The organism is Flavobacterium sp. Leaf82, from assembly GCF_001422725.1.
GTDB lineage: Bacteria > Bacteroidota > Bacteroidia > Flavobacteriales > Flavobacteriaceae > Flavobacterium.
Genome location: NZ_LMMA01000033.1, coordinates 101,246 through 116,957 on the forward strand (window position 1 = coordinate 101,246; position 15,712 = coordinate 116,957).

At 32.7% G+C, this 15,712-nt stretch carries 16 protein-coding genes; 9 read left to right on the plus strand and 7 right to left on the minus strand.

The genetic code is table 11. The features are described 5' to 3' along the window. Positions 1–113: 113 nt before the first annotated feature. Genes ASF10_RS18655 through ASF10_RS18665 form a run of 3 tightly spaced genes read right to left on the minus strand, consistent with a single transcriptional unit; the run spans position 114 to position 1,556 of the window. Positions 114–503, minus strand: coding sequence for a VOC family protein (locus ASF10_RS18655; RefSeq protein WP_056252498.1), 390 nt, complete (start codon positions 501–503; stop codon positions 114–116). Then, positions 503–1,078: a sugar O-acetyltransferase gene (locus ASF10_RS18660; protein WP_056252501.1), complete on the minus strand. Its 576-nt coding sequence runs from the start codon at positions 1,076–1,078 to the stop codon at positions 503–505. The genes ASF10_RS18655 and ASF10_RS18660 overlap by 1 nt, the downstream gene beginning before the upstream one ends. 19 nt (positions 1,079–1,097) lie before the next feature. After that, positions 1,098–1,556, minus strand: coding sequence for a DinB family protein (locus tag ASF10_RS18665; protein ID WP_056252503.1), 459 nt, complete (start codon positions 1,554–1,556; stop codon positions 1,098–1,100). Positions 1,557–1,694: 138 nt separating this feature from the next. Here ASF10_RS18665 and ASF10_RS18670 point away from each other — a divergent pair, with 138 nt between their 5' ends. The 8 genes from ASF10_RS18670 (at position 1,695) to ASF10_RS18705 (ending at position 8,434) form a co-directional block, all read left to right on the plus strand. Next, complete coding sequence (locus tag ASF10_RS18670) at positions 1,695–3,854, plus strand: TonB-dependent receptor (protein WP_056252505.1); 2,160 nt, start codon at positions 1,695–1,697, stop codon at positions 3,852–3,854. 279 nt (positions 3,855–4,133) lie between these two features. Further along, on the plus strand, positions 4,134–4,541 hold the full coding sequence (locus ASF10_RS18675) for a DUF2141 domain-containing protein (protein WP_082472471.1): 408 nt from the start codon (positions 4,134–4,136) through the stop codon (positions 4,539–4,541). A 48-nt stretch (positions 4,542–4,589) separates the two neighbouring features. After that, the gene (locus ASF10_RS18680; RefSeq protein WP_056252508.1) at positions 4,590–5,213 is read left to right on the plus strand and encodes a hypothetical protein; all 624 of its coding nucleotides are present in this window, start codon (positions 4,590–4,592) and stop codon (positions 5,211–5,213) included. A gap of 22 nt (positions 5,214–5,235) precedes the next feature. Next, the gene (locus tag ASF10_RS18685; RefSeq protein ID WP_056252511.1) at positions 5,236–6,594 is read left to right on the plus strand and encodes a histidine kinase; all 1,359 of its coding nucleotides are present in this window, start codon (positions 5,236–5,238) and stop codon (positions 6,592–6,594) included. 2 nt (positions 6,595–6,596) lie between these two features. Continuing rightward, positions 6,597–6,926 carry a 2TM domain-containing protein gene (locus ASF10_RS18690; protein WP_056252512.1) on the plus strand — a complete coding sequence of 110 codons (330 nt, stop codon included), beginning with the start codon at positions 6,597–6,599 and terminating at the stop codon, positions 6,924–6,926. 2 nt (positions 6,927–6,928) lie between these two features. Further along, positions 6,929–7,234 (plus strand): 2TM domain-containing protein, encoded by a 306-nt coding sequence (locus ASF10_RS18695; protein WP_241774986.1) that lies wholly within the window; start codon positions 6,929–6,931, stop codon positions 7,232–7,234. Between the two features lie 16 nt (positions 7,235–7,250). Next, entirely contained in the window at positions 7,251–7,637 is a 387-nt protein-coding gene (locus ASF10_RS18700) for a 2TM domain-containing protein (protein ID WP_056252518.1), read from the plus strand. Between the two features lie 29 nt (positions 7,638–7,666). Then, complete coding sequence (locus tag ASF10_RS18705; protein ID WP_056252521.1) at positions 7,667–8,434, plus strand: LytR/AlgR family response regulator transcription factor; 768 nt, start codon at positions 7,667–7,669, stop codon at positions 8,432–8,434. Between the two features lie 193 nt (positions 8,435–8,627). Here the strand turns inward: ASF10_RS18705 and ASF10_RS18710 are convergent, their stop codons facing one another. Together ASF10_RS18710 and ASF10_RS18720 are read right to left on the minus strand one after the other, a co-directional pair. Next, complete coding sequence (locus tag ASF10_RS18710; protein ID WP_056252527.1) at positions 8,628–9,653, minus strand: COX15/CtaA family protein; 1,026 nt, start codon at positions 9,651–9,653, stop codon at positions 8,628–8,630. A 357-nt stretch (positions 9,654–10,010) separates the two neighbouring features. Continuing rightward, the gene (locus tag ASF10_RS18720; protein WP_056252532.1) at positions 10,011–11,441 is read right to left on the minus strand and encodes a CCA tRNA nucleotidyltransferase; all 1,431 of its coding nucleotides are present in this window, start codon (positions 11,439–11,441) and stop codon (positions 10,011–10,013) included. Between the two features lie 608 nt (positions 11,442–12,049). On the opposite strand from ASF10_RS18720, the gene yaaA reads away from it, so the two are divergent. Then, complete coding sequence (gene yaaA, locus ASF10_RS18725; RefSeq protein WP_056252534.1) at positions 12,050–12,808, plus strand: peroxide stress protein YaaA; 759 nt, start codon at positions 12,050–12,052, stop codon at positions 12,806–12,808. Between the two features lie 222 nt (positions 12,809–13,030). Here yaaA and ASF10_RS18730 read toward each other — a convergent pair whose 3' ends face one another. Beyond that, complete coding sequence (locus tag ASF10_RS18730; RefSeq protein WP_056252536.1) at positions 13,031–14,617, minus strand: DHA2 family efflux MFS transporter permease subunit; 1,587 nt, start codon at positions 14,615–14,617, stop codon at positions 13,031–13,033. Between the two features lie 4 nt (positions 14,618–14,621). Continuing rightward, positions 14,622–15,701, minus strand: coding sequence for an HlyD family secretion protein (locus ASF10_RS18735; protein WP_056252541.1), 1,080 nt, complete (start codon positions 15,699–15,701; stop codon positions 14,622–14,624). Between the last annotated feature and the right edge of the window lie 11 nt (positions 15,702–15,712).

A 15,712-nucleotide genomic window follows, 5' to 3' on the forward strand; every position in this document is an offset into this window, starting at 1 on the left:
CGGAGCTACTCGTGAAGATTTCTCCTTCGTCGAAATGACAAACTACACGTTTAAGCAATATTTTTAAAGAAAAACTTTGCGAATCTGCGACTTTGCGAGATTATTTTAAAACTTTATCTTTCATAAAACTCAATAGGCAATAAATCAGGATCAGCGATAAAAGTAAAACGCTTATCGGTCGTTTCATCAATTCTGATAGGTTCAGATTCGATGTTTTTAGTATTCAAAAATGCGATTGTTTCTTCCAGATTAATGACTTCAAAAGCCAAATGACGCAAACCAACGGCTTCAGGTCTTGAAGGTCGTTGTGGAGGATTTGGAAACGAAAATAATTCGACAACATAAATACCGTTCAAAGCCAAATCGAGTTTGTACGATTGGCGCTCTTCACGGTAGATTTCTCTAATAATAGTTAATCCCAGAATTTCAGTATAAAAAGTTTTGGATTCTTGATAATCAGAGCATAAAATGGCAATATGATGAATTTTGTTTAAGGTAAGCATTAGATGTTTTTTTCAGGTTCCTGATTTAATTTTCGAATTACTTTTGCCGGATTTCCAACGGCTAATGAATTGTCCGGAATATTTTTTGTCACAACAGATCCAGCGCCAATAACGCATCCTTTCCCTATAGTTACTCCAGGACATATTACAGAATTACCGCCAATCCAGCAATCATCTCCAATAGAAATTGGTAAAGCATTTTCGAGTGTTTTTCTTAATTCGGCGTCAAGCGGATGAGTTGCTGTATAAATTTGAACATTTGGTGCAAAAAATACATTCGACCCAATATTTACGGGAGCGCAATCTAGAACAACACAATTGACATTAAAATAAACGTTGTCTCCGCAAGAAATATTGTAACCATAATCACAATGAAATGGAGGTTCGATATAAAAACTCTTTCCAACATTCGGGATTAATTCCGCTAAAATTTCTTTCGCTTTTTTGGTCAAACGATATTCGGTTACATTTAAGCGGTGTAATAAGTTTTTTGCTTTTCGGCGTTCTTTTACTAAAACAGGATCTCCGGCAATGTAATATTCTCCCGAAATCATTTTTTCTTTTTCAGTATTCATGAAGGTTCGTATTTTTTGTTTAAAGTAATTTTTTCAAAATAACAATTTGTCCTAAATGATAAACATCATGCTGAATGATTCCGTGTATGTGTTCGTAATATGTATGATTATTGTGTGGATATATTTTTTCGAAATCCGAGTCATCAAAATCTTCAAAAAAAGCATCCCATAATTCCTGTGATTTTCCAAGACTTTGCAAAGACTGTTCCCAGGCTGCTTCTGATGAATCTAGAATAGGCACGAAATAATTATGATCAGGAGTCGTAACCGTTTCTCCCTGAACACGCCTTAAAATATTTCTTCTCCATTGGATAAGATGGTTTACGATTTCCCAAATCGTATTTAATTTTGGATTTATTTTTCTGTAAGCCTGCTCAGCAGTTACATTTTCTAAAGTATGTGCCAAAGTAACCTCCAGCCAAGGATTTCCATTATAAATGGATTGATATAAACTCGAAACTCTTTTACTTTCTGACATAATAGGTCGTTTTTAAAACTTGAAAGCTAAGATACAAATAAGTATTTTACAACTCATCCCTGAAATTCTACAATTGGGTTATTTAATATTTTTTAACTAAAACTGTTAAAATATATTTGTCTCATCAAAACCAAGGATATGAAAACCAATTTTACTTTAATTTTATTATTACTTACTTCTTTCATTTATGCCCAGAACACTATTTCTGGGAAAGTAGTAGATCAAAAAGGCAAACCGGTTCCGGGCGCAAATATTTATATAGACGGAACTTATGACGGAGCAACAAGTTCTGAAACAGGAGATTTTTCTTTTGAAACAACCACAACAGGAAATCAGAATTTGGTGGTTAGTTTTTTGCTTTATGAAACATTCAAAAAAGAAATTGATGTTACCAATTATAAAGATCAAACCGTAAAGCTTCGAGAAAATGTAAATGCACTTGACGCTGTTGTGATTACCGCAGGAACTTTAGAATCAGGAGATAAAGCAAGGGTTTCTGTTTTAAAACCATTAGATATTGTAACAACAGCAGGTTCTGCCGGAAATATAATTGCAGCTTTGCAAACTTTACCAGGAACACAAAACGTTGGCGAAGATGGCCGTTTATTTGTTCGTGGAGGTGAAGCCAGCGAAACGCAAACCTTTGTTGACGGACTTCGTGTAGCGCAGCCATATGGCGCAACAACTAATAATTTACCAACCAGAAGCAGGTTTTCGCCTTTTTTATTTAGCGGAATTGCTTTTTCAACCGGAGGATATTCAGCAGAATATGGTGAAGCTTTGTCAAGTGTTTTATTATTGAATACACAAGATGAACCGGACCAAAATAAAACTGATATTGCTTTAATGACCGTAGGTTTAGGAATTGGAAATACGCAAAAATGGAAAAAAAGTTCGTTTAGTATTAATACCAATTATATAAATCTTGCTCCATATCAGGCTGTAATTCCTCAAAATGTAGACTGGAATAATCCGTATCAGTCTTTGGGCGGCGAAGCAGTTTACAGATATCATTTTGAAAGAGGTATTTTTAAATTATATGCCGCTTTTGATGCTGAAAAATTCGATTTGAACCAGAAGAATGTAAATTTTGCAAATCCAATCAGAACAGATTTAAACAATAATAATTTTTATCTGAATGCGTCTTACAAAGGAGATTTTGGAACAGGATGGCAACTTACCTCCGGAATTAGTTATGGTTACAGCAATAACAAAGTCAAATATGATATAAATGATGTTGACAGCAACGAAAATGCAGCACAGCTGAAATTGAAATTGAGAAAAAACATCTCTAATTATTTTAAATTGTCTTTTGGAGTCGACTATTTTATTACCAAATACAATGAAAATTATACGGATAATGTTTCTATAAAAACGGCAAACGGTTATGACTCAAATATTGCCGCTTTTTATACAGAAGGAGATATTTTATTCTCGAAAAAGCTGGCTGCAAAAGTAGGATTCAGACTTTCGAATAATAATTTGCTAGACGAAACTAATATTGCACCAAGGGCTTCAATTGCTTATAAAGTTTCTAAAAGCAGTCAGTTTTCATTTGCTTATGGAGATTTTTCTCAAACTCCCGTGGTTGATTATATTAAATATTCTAAATACCATCAATTCGAAAGTGAAAAAGCAAAACATTATATCCTGAATTATCAGTTTACTAAACCAGATCAGACTTTTAGAGCAGAAGCTTATTATAAAGATTACAGCAATTTAGTTCAATACGATACCAGAGATATTCAGTACAATTCGGTTTTCAATAACAACGGTTCCGGTTATGCAAAAGGTTTGGATTTGTTTTGGAGAGACAGTAATTTATATAAAAACCTGGAATATTGGATATCCTATTCTTACATTGATTCAGAAAGGCAATACAAGAATTTTCCAAACATGGCGACTCCAAATTTCGTAGCCAATCATAGTTTATCCATCGTAACCAAATATTTTATTACAGATTGGAAATCGCAAATAGGTTTCACCAACAGTTACAGTTCAGGAAGACCGTATAACGATCCAAATCAAACGCAGTTCATGAACGGAAAAACAAAATCATACAATAGTTTGAGTTTTAACTGGGCATATTTGTTGACTACCCAAAAAATCCTTTATTTCTCTGTTTCGAATGTATTGGGAACTCAAAATGTTTTTGGTTACGATTACGCAAAATTACCTGATCCAAATGGAGTTTACCAAAGACAAGCGGTTGTACCAAACGCAGACAGATTCTTTTTCGTAGGCTTCTTCTGGACAATCAGCGATAACAAAAATGAGAATCAATTGAAAAATTTGTAAAAGGAGGTACAAAGTGACAAAGGCTCAGAGGTACAAAGTTTTTAACTTATTGAGATTTAAAGAATTTAAAAGAAAACCTTTGCCACTCTGAACCTTTGTTCCTCAAAAGAATAACAATTCAGTCGCAAAAATCAACAACTCAGTATTATTTAATTTTAAAACAATAAAAACCAACATACTTTTGAAGTATAAATTAACAAACAGAGTTTCATTTCATCAATCAAAAAACTTGAAACTTTAAACTTGAAACAAATATTAACACTATCAAAAAAAAGAACCATGACCAAAATTATTACAATAATCACATTATTTATCTGCAGTCTTATATCTGCTCAAAATGTAAAACTAACCGTTTCTGTTTCGGGTTTAAAAAATAATGCAGGAACTGTTAAAGTAGGTTTGTATAACTCAGACGGTACATTTCTTAAAACAACGTATAAAAGTGTTGGGTCTGAAATTAAAAATAACAAAGTAGTTGTGACATTCGACAATCTTCCCGCGGGAGAATATGCAATTTCGACTTATCACGATGAAAATAATAACGGAAAACTCGATAAAAATATGATGGGAATTCCTTCTGAAGATTATGCAGCTTCGAATAATGCAAAAGGATTTATGGGACCGCCGTCGTATAAAGATGCTAAATTTGCCATTGCGAAAGATTCAAAAATTGAAATTACATTATAATAATAACGAACAAAACAATTTAAAACAACCATTTTAATTATTTATAAAATGAAAAAAATCATCACTTTAGTAGCATTATTTGTAGTCGTAGTAAGTTCTGCACAAACACAGTTTGAACAAGGAATGGGAAAAGCTTTCGGACTTTGGAAAGAAGGAAAGAACACAGAAGCATCTGCATTATTTGAAAGAATTGCTGCGGCAGAAAAAACAAGTTATTTGCCTAATTATTATGTAGCTTTAATCAACACTACATCAGCTTTTAGCGAAAAAGATAAAACAAAAATCGATTTGTTATTGACAAAAGCACAAGACGCACTAGATATTGAATTGATTAAAGATCAAAACAATGCCGAATTATACGCCATGCAGGCTTTGATTTACACAGGTTATGTAGTTGCAGATCCAATGACTAACGGAATGAAATATTCGGCTAAAGTGATGGAAGCTTATGCAAAAGGAAAAGCGATCGATCCAAATAACCCGAGAATTGTTTTTGGAGAAGCTGATTACGCATTAGGCGGTGCAAAATGGACAGGTGTTGACACAAAACCACTTTGTGCGCAAGTTGATAAAGCTGTTGAACTTTTTGCTACTTTTAAACCGGCAACTCCTTTTTCGCCAAAATGGGGATTAGACAGAGCTTTGGAAACTCAAAAAAATTGTAAAAAATAAAATTAAATAAAAGCAAATTATAATGAAAGATCATAGAAACTCATTTTCTAGTTTAAAAAGTGGAACAATAATTTGTTTCAGGATTTCTATGGTCTTTACAGTAATATTCTCTGCTTTTTTAGGAGCTGATTTTAATGTAAAAAATGTAGCAATTACGTTCTTTTTAAGCTGTTTGTATTCATTTGGACTAGGTTTTGGTAATGGATTTTTAAACGTTCTTTTAGATAAAAAATGGGATTGGCTCGAACAAACAAATCTCAGGGTTTATTACGGAATTCTGGTTACGGTTCTCTACACCGTTCCAGCAGTTTTAGGAATCAATTATATAATTTTTGTTGTAATTCAGCATTTACCTCTGGAAAGGTTTTTTAATGAAAGAATGATCTGGGTTCACCTTTTTTATATCATTTTGTCTTTAGGAGTTTCTACTTTCTTGCAAGCCAGAAGCTTTATGGTAAAATGGAAACAAGCATCAAAATTTGAAATCACACAACAAAAGATTATTGCAGGAACGGCAAGTGCTAAATTCGAAAGTTTAAAAAATCAGATTGATCCACATTTTCTTTTTAATAGTTTAAACGTTTTAAGTTCTTTAATCGAAGAAAATCCGGATAATGCGCAGCGATTTACAACTTCTTTGTCTAAAATTTATCGCTATGTTTTAGAGCAAAAAGATAAAGAACTGGTATCTGTAGAAGATGAATTATCATTTGCAAAAACCTATATGAATTTGTTGAAAATGCGTTTCGAGAATAGTTTGTTTTACGAATTGCCAACAACAAATATAAATCCGGATGCAAAAGTGGTTCCGTTATCGTTGCAGCTTTTATTAGAGAATACAGTAAAACACAATGTTGTAAGCGAGCAAAAACCATTGCATATCAGAATTTTTATTGATGGAGATTATCTGGCAATTCAGAATGATTTTCAAAAGAAAGAAGTTCTACAAGACAGGCAAGGGGTTGGTTTGCAGAATATTGTCAATCGATACGGAATTATAACGAACAGAAAAGTATTGATTGAACAAAACGAGAAAAATTTCACAGTCAAAATTCCAATTTTAACCAAACAAGTTACAGTTATGGAAACAAGTGCAGAATACAGCGATGAAAATAAAGCTTATTTCAGAGCTAAAAAAAGAGTAGAAGAGTTAAAAGGATTCTATGCAAATATCATATCATATTGTTGCGTAATTCCGTTTTTGATATTTATAAATTTAAGATTCTCTCCCGGATTTCAATGGTTTTGGTTTTCGGCTTTAGGTTGGGGATTTGGAATTACGATGCATGCTTTTAAGGTTTTTGGTTACAGCTCAGATTGGGAAGAACGAAAAATCAGAGAGATTTTAGAAAAAGAAAATAACAAGCAAAGCTGGAAATAGTCATGGAACCAAATTGCAACAAAGACCATGAAAACTTTGAATTTGAAGAATTTTTCAGCAAAAAGGTTATTAAACTTAAGTCCTTTTATATTCATGCTTTTATTTATACTATTGGATTAATTGCTTTTGTTCTAAAAGAATATTACGGAGTGCCTCTGAATTTCTTTCCAATAAAATATTTAAATAGTGTAGTCATGATAATCTGGACGAGTGTATTTTTAGTTTCGGCTATTGATTTGTTTGCCTCTTATAAAATCTTTAATGAAGAATGGGAGGAACGTAAAATGAAAAGTATTTTAGAGAAAAAAGTAAAAAAACAAAAATGGGAGTAATCATGGAAGTAAATTTAAACGAAGAGGACAAATATTATATTGCAAAAAAGAAAGTCGAAAATATTAAGGGATTTTACGGAAATCTGACTTCTTTTTTATTAGTAAACGCAATTTTGATTTTTATCAATTTATATACATCACCTAATCATTTGTGGTTTTACTGGCCTTTGATGTGGTGGGGATTTGGAGTTGTTTTTCATGGATTAAAGGTTTTTGAAGTATTTCCGGTTCTTGGAAAAGGATGGGAAGAAAGAAAAATCCAGGAATTGATGGAAAAAGAAAGACAGAATAAAAATAAATGGCAATAATTTAATTTATGATAAAATGGGAAGATTTAGACAACGTATGTATGAAGATTACAGACACGAATTTAGTACAGATGAAAGTTATAATGTTGCGTACAAAAAAGTAAAAAAGATAAAAGGATTTTATTCGCATTTGAAAGTTTACATTTTAGTAAATATTATTATCATTGTTTCAAGCCTGAATAGAACTTATCTTGGAAGTCATTTTTTTGCAGGAAATCATGTTGAAGTAAGAGGTTTTAGAGATTGGGAGATTTATTCGACAGCATTTTATTGGGGAATAGCGTTGCTGATACATGCATTTGCAGTGTTTGGTCCAAATATTTTCTTTAGTGACAATTGGGAGCAAAAGAAAATCCAAAAATATATGGATAAAGATGCTCAGAATAAAAATAAATGGGAGTAATTTTAGACTGAATTTTTGCATTGTATTAAATGACCACATTAATTATAGAAGACGAAAAACCCGCAGCAAGATTATTGCAACGAAAACTCGAAAAGTTAGATATTGCCGTAGAAACCATGTTGCACTCTGTAGAAGAATCAATTCATTGGTTTACCAATAATGAACATCCTGATTTAATTTTTCTGGATATTCAGTTGTCAGACGGTTTGTCGTTTGAAATTTTCGAAAAAATAAACATTCAAAGTGCCATTATTTTTACAACTGCTTATGATGAATATGCTTTAAAGGCATTCAAACTAAATAGTATCGATTATCTTTTAAAACCAATTGACGAAGATGATTTAGAAATTGCCGTTACGAAATTTAAATCCCGAATTCCTAAAACCGATTCAGGAAATCAAAACCTTCAGCTTGATTTTGAGCAGATACGACAAATGTTGTCTAATCCTTTCGAAAAGAATTATAAAAAACGATTCACCGTTAAAATTGGTCAGCATTTAAAAGTGATTACCACTGATGAAATTGAATGTTTTTTTAGTGAAAACAAGGGAACTTATATCCATACTTTCGATAATAGGAATTACTTAATCGATTCTACTTTAGAAGTTCTGGAGCAAGAACTGGATATGAAGGATTTCTTTCGTGTAAGCCGTAAATTTATTGTTCCGCTTACAGCAATAAAAGAAATTCAGGTATATACAAACTCCCGCTTAAAAGTGATTTTACCAACTTATAAAGAAGATGAAGTAATTGTAAGCCGCGAGAAAGTGCAGGATTTTAAGGCTTGGCTTGGATAAATCGTATTTAATCCGGTTGAACAATATTAGCCATTCCTACGGAATTTGATCTAACATGAAAGAGCCGTAGGCTCGAATTATTTTGTAGAGCCGGATTTCAATCCGGTTAACACAAAGATTAGACAAATATTTAGCATCAATTACAAATAAAAAAATCCTTCGGCTGAAGGATTTTTTTATTTACAGTTATTTTTTATTTACTCAATCTGTGCAAAGTAAAAGTCATGGCGCTTAAAAGGAAGAAAGCCATAATTTGGTGAATTAAGCCTAATGCCAGCGGAACACTATATAAAAGTGTAAAAACACCCAATGCAAACTGGATAAATACAAATACAACTAAAGTTTTAATTCCGTTTGACTGTGTTCTGGTAAGCGCAAATTTTGTGCTTTTGTAATATAAAAACAGAATAAAAGCCACAACAACATAAGCAAAAGTTCTGTGTACAAACTGAACTCCGCTTTTACCTTCTATTAAATTCTTGACCAAAGTAGATTGTTCTATAAAAACAGAATCATGTATAAATTGTCCGTCACTCATTAAAGGCCAGTGATTGTGAATTAATCCGGCATTTAATCCGGCAACAAATCCACCATAAATGATTTGAATTAACAAAGCTACAAGTGCAAAACGTGCAATATTACGAAGCGGAATTACTTTAGTTATGGTTCTTTCAGGATAAATTAAATCTAGTGCAACCCACAAAGTATATGCAAAAGTGATAAAGGCAAAAGTTAAGTGTAGTGATAGTCTGAAATGGCTAACATCAGGATTGTCAATTAATCCGCTACGAACCATAAACCAACCAAGGAAACCTTGAAAACCTCCCATTGCCAGAAGAACAACACACTTTTTGATAGTATCGCGATCCAGTTTTTTTCTGATTAAGAAATAAACAAATGGTACAAAGAAAACCAATCCAATAATTCTTCCTATAAAACGGTGAAACCATTCCCAGAAGTAAATAAATTTATAATCGGCTAATTGAAAATCGTTGTGAATATTGATTTTTTGATACTCAGGAAATTTCTTGTATTGCTCAAAAGCCTCATTCCATTTTGCATCAGTCAAAGGTGGAAAAGTATCGGTTACCAAATGCCAGTCTGTCATTGATAACCCTGAATTGGTTAAACGGGTAATTCCGCCAACGACAACCATTAAAAACAATAAAACACAACCTGATAGTAACCAAATGATTACTGATTTATTCTCTTTTTTCATTCTTTTCCAATTAATTCGATTTCATTTTTTGTTTTGGAAATTCTTTTTAAATAGAATTTCGCGAAATATATATTTAATATAAAGCTTGAAGGGAATATAATAGCCCCAACAATAAACCTATAAGTATAACCTGTAGTGTCAATGTCAAGATTCAAAAAATCTATTAACACTGGACTTGTTATTATGACGGCAATAAGAAAGATTATAGAACAGGGAAGAATAAGTGACATTATAAAATAAAACAATGTATGTTTGAAATGATATTTTCCAGTATTCTTTAGTTCTTTAAAAAATAAAAATTAGGATATACTACTATTGCTACCAGTAAAATTCTAAAAATTATTTTTAAAATATCCATTATTTCTTAGGCGTTAAATTTAATTTTTCAGCTCTTTTAATAATAAAATTATAAGCCGCCTGATATTCATTCGGAATATCACCTTCTAAAATGGCTTCTTTTACCGCTTCTTTCAAAACTCCAATTTCGCGAGAAGGTTTCAAATCGAATATTTCCATAATTTCTTCACCGGAAATTGGCGGTTGAAAATTACGAACATGATCGCGCTCCTCAACTTCGACAATTTTCTTGCGGACGATTTCAAAGTTTTTGTGATATTTCTTGAATTTAGATGGGTTTTTGGTTGTAATATCAGCTTCGCACAACGTCATTAAATCTTCGACATCTTCTCCGGCATCAAAAACCAAGCGACGAACTGCGCTATCCGTTACAATATCCTGCGCCAAAACAATTGGACGCGAACTCATAATAACCATTTTTTGCACAAATTTCATTTTGTGATTCAACGGCATATGAAGGCGTTCGAATATTCTTTTAGCCATTTTTCCGCCTAAAAATTCATGTCCGTGAAAAGTCCAGCCTTGTTTTTTAGTGAAACGTTTTGTTGGTGCTTTTCCAATATCATGCAGCAAAGCCGACCAACGCAACCAAACATCATCTGTATTTGGGCAAATATTATCTACAACTTCTAACGTATGATAAAAATTGTTTTTATGGGTATGACCTTCAATTTCTTCGACCTGATTCAAAGCTGTTAATTCAGGTAAAATAAGATCTAAAAGTCCGGTTTTGTATAAAAGTAAAAATCCTGTCGAAGGCTTATCAGTCGATAGAATTTTGTTTAATTCATCGACAATTCGTTCACCTGAAATAATTTTAATTCTCTCCGCATTTTTAGTAATTGCGTCAAGAGAGTTTTTCTCGATTTCGAAATTCAATTGCGTAGCAAAACGAATCGCGCGAAGCATTCTTAACGGATCATCAGAATAAGTAATATCTGGGTTTAAAGGTGTTTTGATCGTTTTATTCTCTAAATCTGCAAAACCATTAAACGGATCAGAAAGCTCTCCAAATGTTTTTTCGTTCAATGATAAAGCCAAAGCATTTATGGTAAAATCACGACGATTTTGATCATCTTCAAGTGTTCCATTTTCAACAATAGGGTTTCTGCTGTCAAAATTATAAGACTCTTTTCTTGCTCCAACAAATTCAATATCAGTATCTTCAAAACGCAACATGGCTGTTCCGTAAGTTTTAAAAACCTGTACTTTTGGTTTTTTCGGAAGTAATTCAGAAACTTTCAAAGCGAGTTCGATCCCGCTACCAACAGCAACAACATCAATGTCTTTTTTAGATCCCCGGTTTAAAAGCAAATCCCGGACAAAACCACCAATAACATAACTGTCGACGTTTAGTTCCTGAGATGCTTTCGAAATTACTCCGAAGATTTTATGTTGTAAAGCTGTTGTATAGTTTGTTTGTATAGCCACGAATTCACTAATTTTAAATATTACATTTCTTTTCTGGAAGAGAATGAAACGTCTGCAAATTTACAACATAGAAAATGCCTATAATAATGTATTGTTGACTTTTTTGAACAATTTCACATTTTGTAACGTCAATTTTTATGAATTGAGAAAGAGTTGCCACGAATTGCACGAATTTCCACTAATTAATTTTTTTTAGCTACAGATTAATGAATTAAAAGGATCAAAAAATTAGTGCAATTAGTGACGTAAAAAATATAGCCACAGATTAAAGGATTAAGTTGATTAAAAAAAAATCTGTGGAAATCTTTTAATCTGTGGCAAAAAAAACTTCGCAACCTCAATAAAAAAATAATTCATGGGAATTAGTGCAATTAGTGGCGAAAAAAATATAGCCACAGATTAAAAGGATTAAATGGATTTTAAAAAAAAATCTGTAGAAATCTTTTAATCTGTGGTAAAAAAATCTTCGCAATCTTAATAAAAAAATAATTGGTGGAGATTCGTGCAATTCGTGGCGGAAAAAACTATGCAGCAATAAAACAAATCAATTACAATAATATTTTTTTAGAAATTCAATTTGTATTTTTGAGTTCTATAAAAACGCACACATGAAAATTGTTATATCGCCCGCGAAGTCATTAAATTTCGAAAAAGAATTACCAACATCTCAATATACAGAACCTGCTTTTTTGAAAGAAGCGCGTCAGGTTCATAAAGTTTTAAAAGAAAAAAAGCCTGCTGAATTATCTCAATTAATGTCAATTTCAGATAAATTATCAGATTTAAACTGGAAACGAAATCAAGATTGGAAAACACCTTTTACACCTCAAAATGCACGTCCGGCAATTTATACTTTTGATGGAGATGTTTACACGGGTTTAGATGCTTATACAATTCCGCTTGAAAAGGTAGAAGTTTTACAAAACAAACTTCGAATTTTATCCGGACTTTACGGCGTTTTAAAACCACTGGATTTAATGCAGGCATACCGTTTAGAAATGGGAACTAAATTGCCAATTGAGGAATACAAAAATTTACACGAATTCTGGAAACCAACAGTTACTAAAGCACTAAACAAAGAATTAGAAAAAGGTGAGTTGTTTGTGAATTTGGCGAGTAACGAATATTTTTCGGCAGTAGATGTAAAAGCTTTAAAAGTTCCGGTTATCACTCCGGATTTTAAAGACTACAAAGACGGAAAATTAAAAATCATAAGTTTCTTCGCGAAAAAGGCGAGAGGTATGATGGTTCGTTATATTATTGATACCAACGCTGAAACTATCGATGACTTAAAAGGTTTTGATTACGAAGGATATCATTTTGACGCTAATCTTTCTGAAGGAAATCATTTAGTATTTACGAGGTAATTTTTAAGGTTCTAAGATTCTGAAATAATAAGTTTTTTAGGAGAGATTCGAAGATTCGGATTATATTGTAAGAAGGGATTTTAATCCCTTCAGATTATGCAAATATTTGAGCTGGCTTTCAATCCTTTCAAATTATATAACTGTAATCATCATTACACATAAAAATAAAAAAGCCGCACTAAATAAATAGTTCGGCTTTTTCGTATTATAAATCAATTATTATTAATGCATTGCATCAGCAGGATTAATTTTGTTTTTTCCTTTTTTAATGAAAAGAATAATTGGTATACAGAATAAGAACATGATTCCCAGATACATAAAAATATCCATATAAGACATCACTGTACTTTGTTTTAAAACGGCGTAATCTATTGCCTGATAGGATTTTTTAAGAGCAACATCGGCACTATAACCTTTTGCTTCAAAAGCTTTTTGCATTCCTATAATGCGTTGTTGAACCTGATAATTTGCAGGATCTAAATTCGTTAATAAATTAACTCTGTGTTCCTGACTCAAACGGGTGATAAAAGTGGTAATAATTGCAATACCAAATGATCCTCCTAATTGTCTCATCATTCCGGTAAAAGCAGCTCCTTCACCAATATGTTTTCCTTTTAATGTAGAAAGCGAAAGTGTAGTAATAGGCACAAAAAGTAATCCTAAACCAATTCCTCTTAAAATCAAAGGCCAATACATATGTTCAACTCCTGTATCCGGTGTCAGACGATTTCTCATCATGAAGGTAAAGAAGAAGAAAATTAAAAATCCTACTCCAACCATATATCCTTGCGGAACACCTTTCTGAATCATATTACCAACAAATGGCATCATTATGGCGGTTGTAATCGAACCTGGAATCAATAGTAATCCGGCATCAGTTGCGGTCCATCCTAGAATAGATTGCGTATAAATTGGGATAATCAAAGTCGATCCGTATAAACCGAAACCAAGAATGAAACACATTACAGTTCCAATTCTTAAGTTACCATCTTTTAAAACACTTAAATTTACAATTGGATGTTTATAAGTAAGCTCTCTCCATACAAATAAAATTAATCCAAGAACAGTAACCACACTTAAGGTTACAATAAGCGAATCGTTAAACCAATCATCTTGTTGTCCGTGTTCCAGAACGAATTGAAGTGATCCAATAAAAGCGGCTAATAATATAATTCCCCACCAGTCAACCTGATTTGCTTTTAATTTCTCTCCATATTTTGGACTTCTTACAAAGGTAAGTGCCAAGATTGTAGCAATAATTCCTAACGGAATATTGATATAAAATATATAAGGCCAAGAGTAATTATCTACTAAATATCCTCCCAAAGGCGGACCTAAAGTTGGACCAACAATTACACCCATTCCATAAATAGCTTGCGCCATACCACGTTTTGCCACAGGATAACTTTCGGTAATAATCGTTTGGGCGGTTACAAGAAGGGCACCACCACCCATACCTTGTACAAACCTAAAAGCGACCAGTTCCCAAATATTACTGGCGTTACCACACAAAAAGGAGCAGACTGTAAATATTATGATAGAAGCCACAAAATAGTTACGTCTTCCAAATTGCTGCGAAAGCCAACTCGTCATCGGAATTACAATAACATTCGCAATTGCGTATGCTGTAATTACCCAAGCCACATCAGTCAAAGTAGCACCAAGGCTACCTCGCATGTCAGTTAGTGCTACGTTTACAATCGTTGTATCTACAATTTCTAACAGTGCACAAAGTACTGCAGTAATCGTAATGATTACACGTCTATAACCGTATTCTACTAAATCGTCATCTCCTTGTACTGCTGTCATTATTTTATTTTAAATGTACGTCTACGTCAACATTCATTCCTGGTCTAAGTAATTTTACTTTTTCAGGATCGTTTGATTCGTCTAAACTAATTTTTACCGGTAATCTCTGAATTGTTTTTACGAAGTTACCAGTTGCGTTATCAGGAGGTAATAATGAAAAACGTGATCCTGTAGCAGGAGAGAATGAAGTTAATGTACCTTTGAATTCGTAGTTAGGATAAGCATCAACTTTTAAGCTTACTTTTTGTCCCACAACCATTTTGTTTAATTGTGTTTCTTTAAAGTTTGCAACAACCCAAGCTTCAGTATTGTTGATGATATAAAATAAAGATTGTCCAGGTTGAACTAATTGTCCAGGCTGAATATCTACTTTAGAAACCTGACCGTCAATAGCTGCAGTTACAACAGTATAAGTTAAATTTAAATGAGCAACATCTAACATTGTTTTTGCTCTTTTGATATTTGCAGAAGCAACTTCAGTTTGTTTGTCAGAAACTTTAGATTTTGACTGAATTACTGATTTTTGGTAAGAACTTGCTCTTTGTTGTTGCTCTAAAACACGTACTTGATTTTCGGCTTCATCTTTTGCAGATAACGCTTGCTCATATTGTTGTTTTGTAATTGTGTGGGTTTTATACAAATTATTGTAACGGTTGTAATCGTTTGTAATTTGTCTCAATCTGATTTTTGCACTTTCGATAGAACCTGTTGCAGATCTCATTTGAGCATCAGAAACCGAAATACTTGCACTAGCACTTCCAATATCTGCTTTTGCAGCTTCGTATTGACCTTCAGCACCTAATAAAGCAGCATTAGCTTCATCAATCTTTAATTGGTAATCTCTTTTATCGATAGTAAATAAAGTATCTCCTTTTTTTACAAAATCATTATCTTTTACATACACTTTGCTAATATATCCAGATACTCTAGGAATAATTGGATTCATTTTTTTCTCGATTTGAGCATCATCTGTTTCTTCATGAGCCAATGAGTGCATGTATTTGGTTATTCCGTAAGCTCCGCCTACTAAAACCAAAACGGTTAGTATAATGATGAATTTAGTATTTGTTTTTTTCTTTTCCATGAGAGCTATCG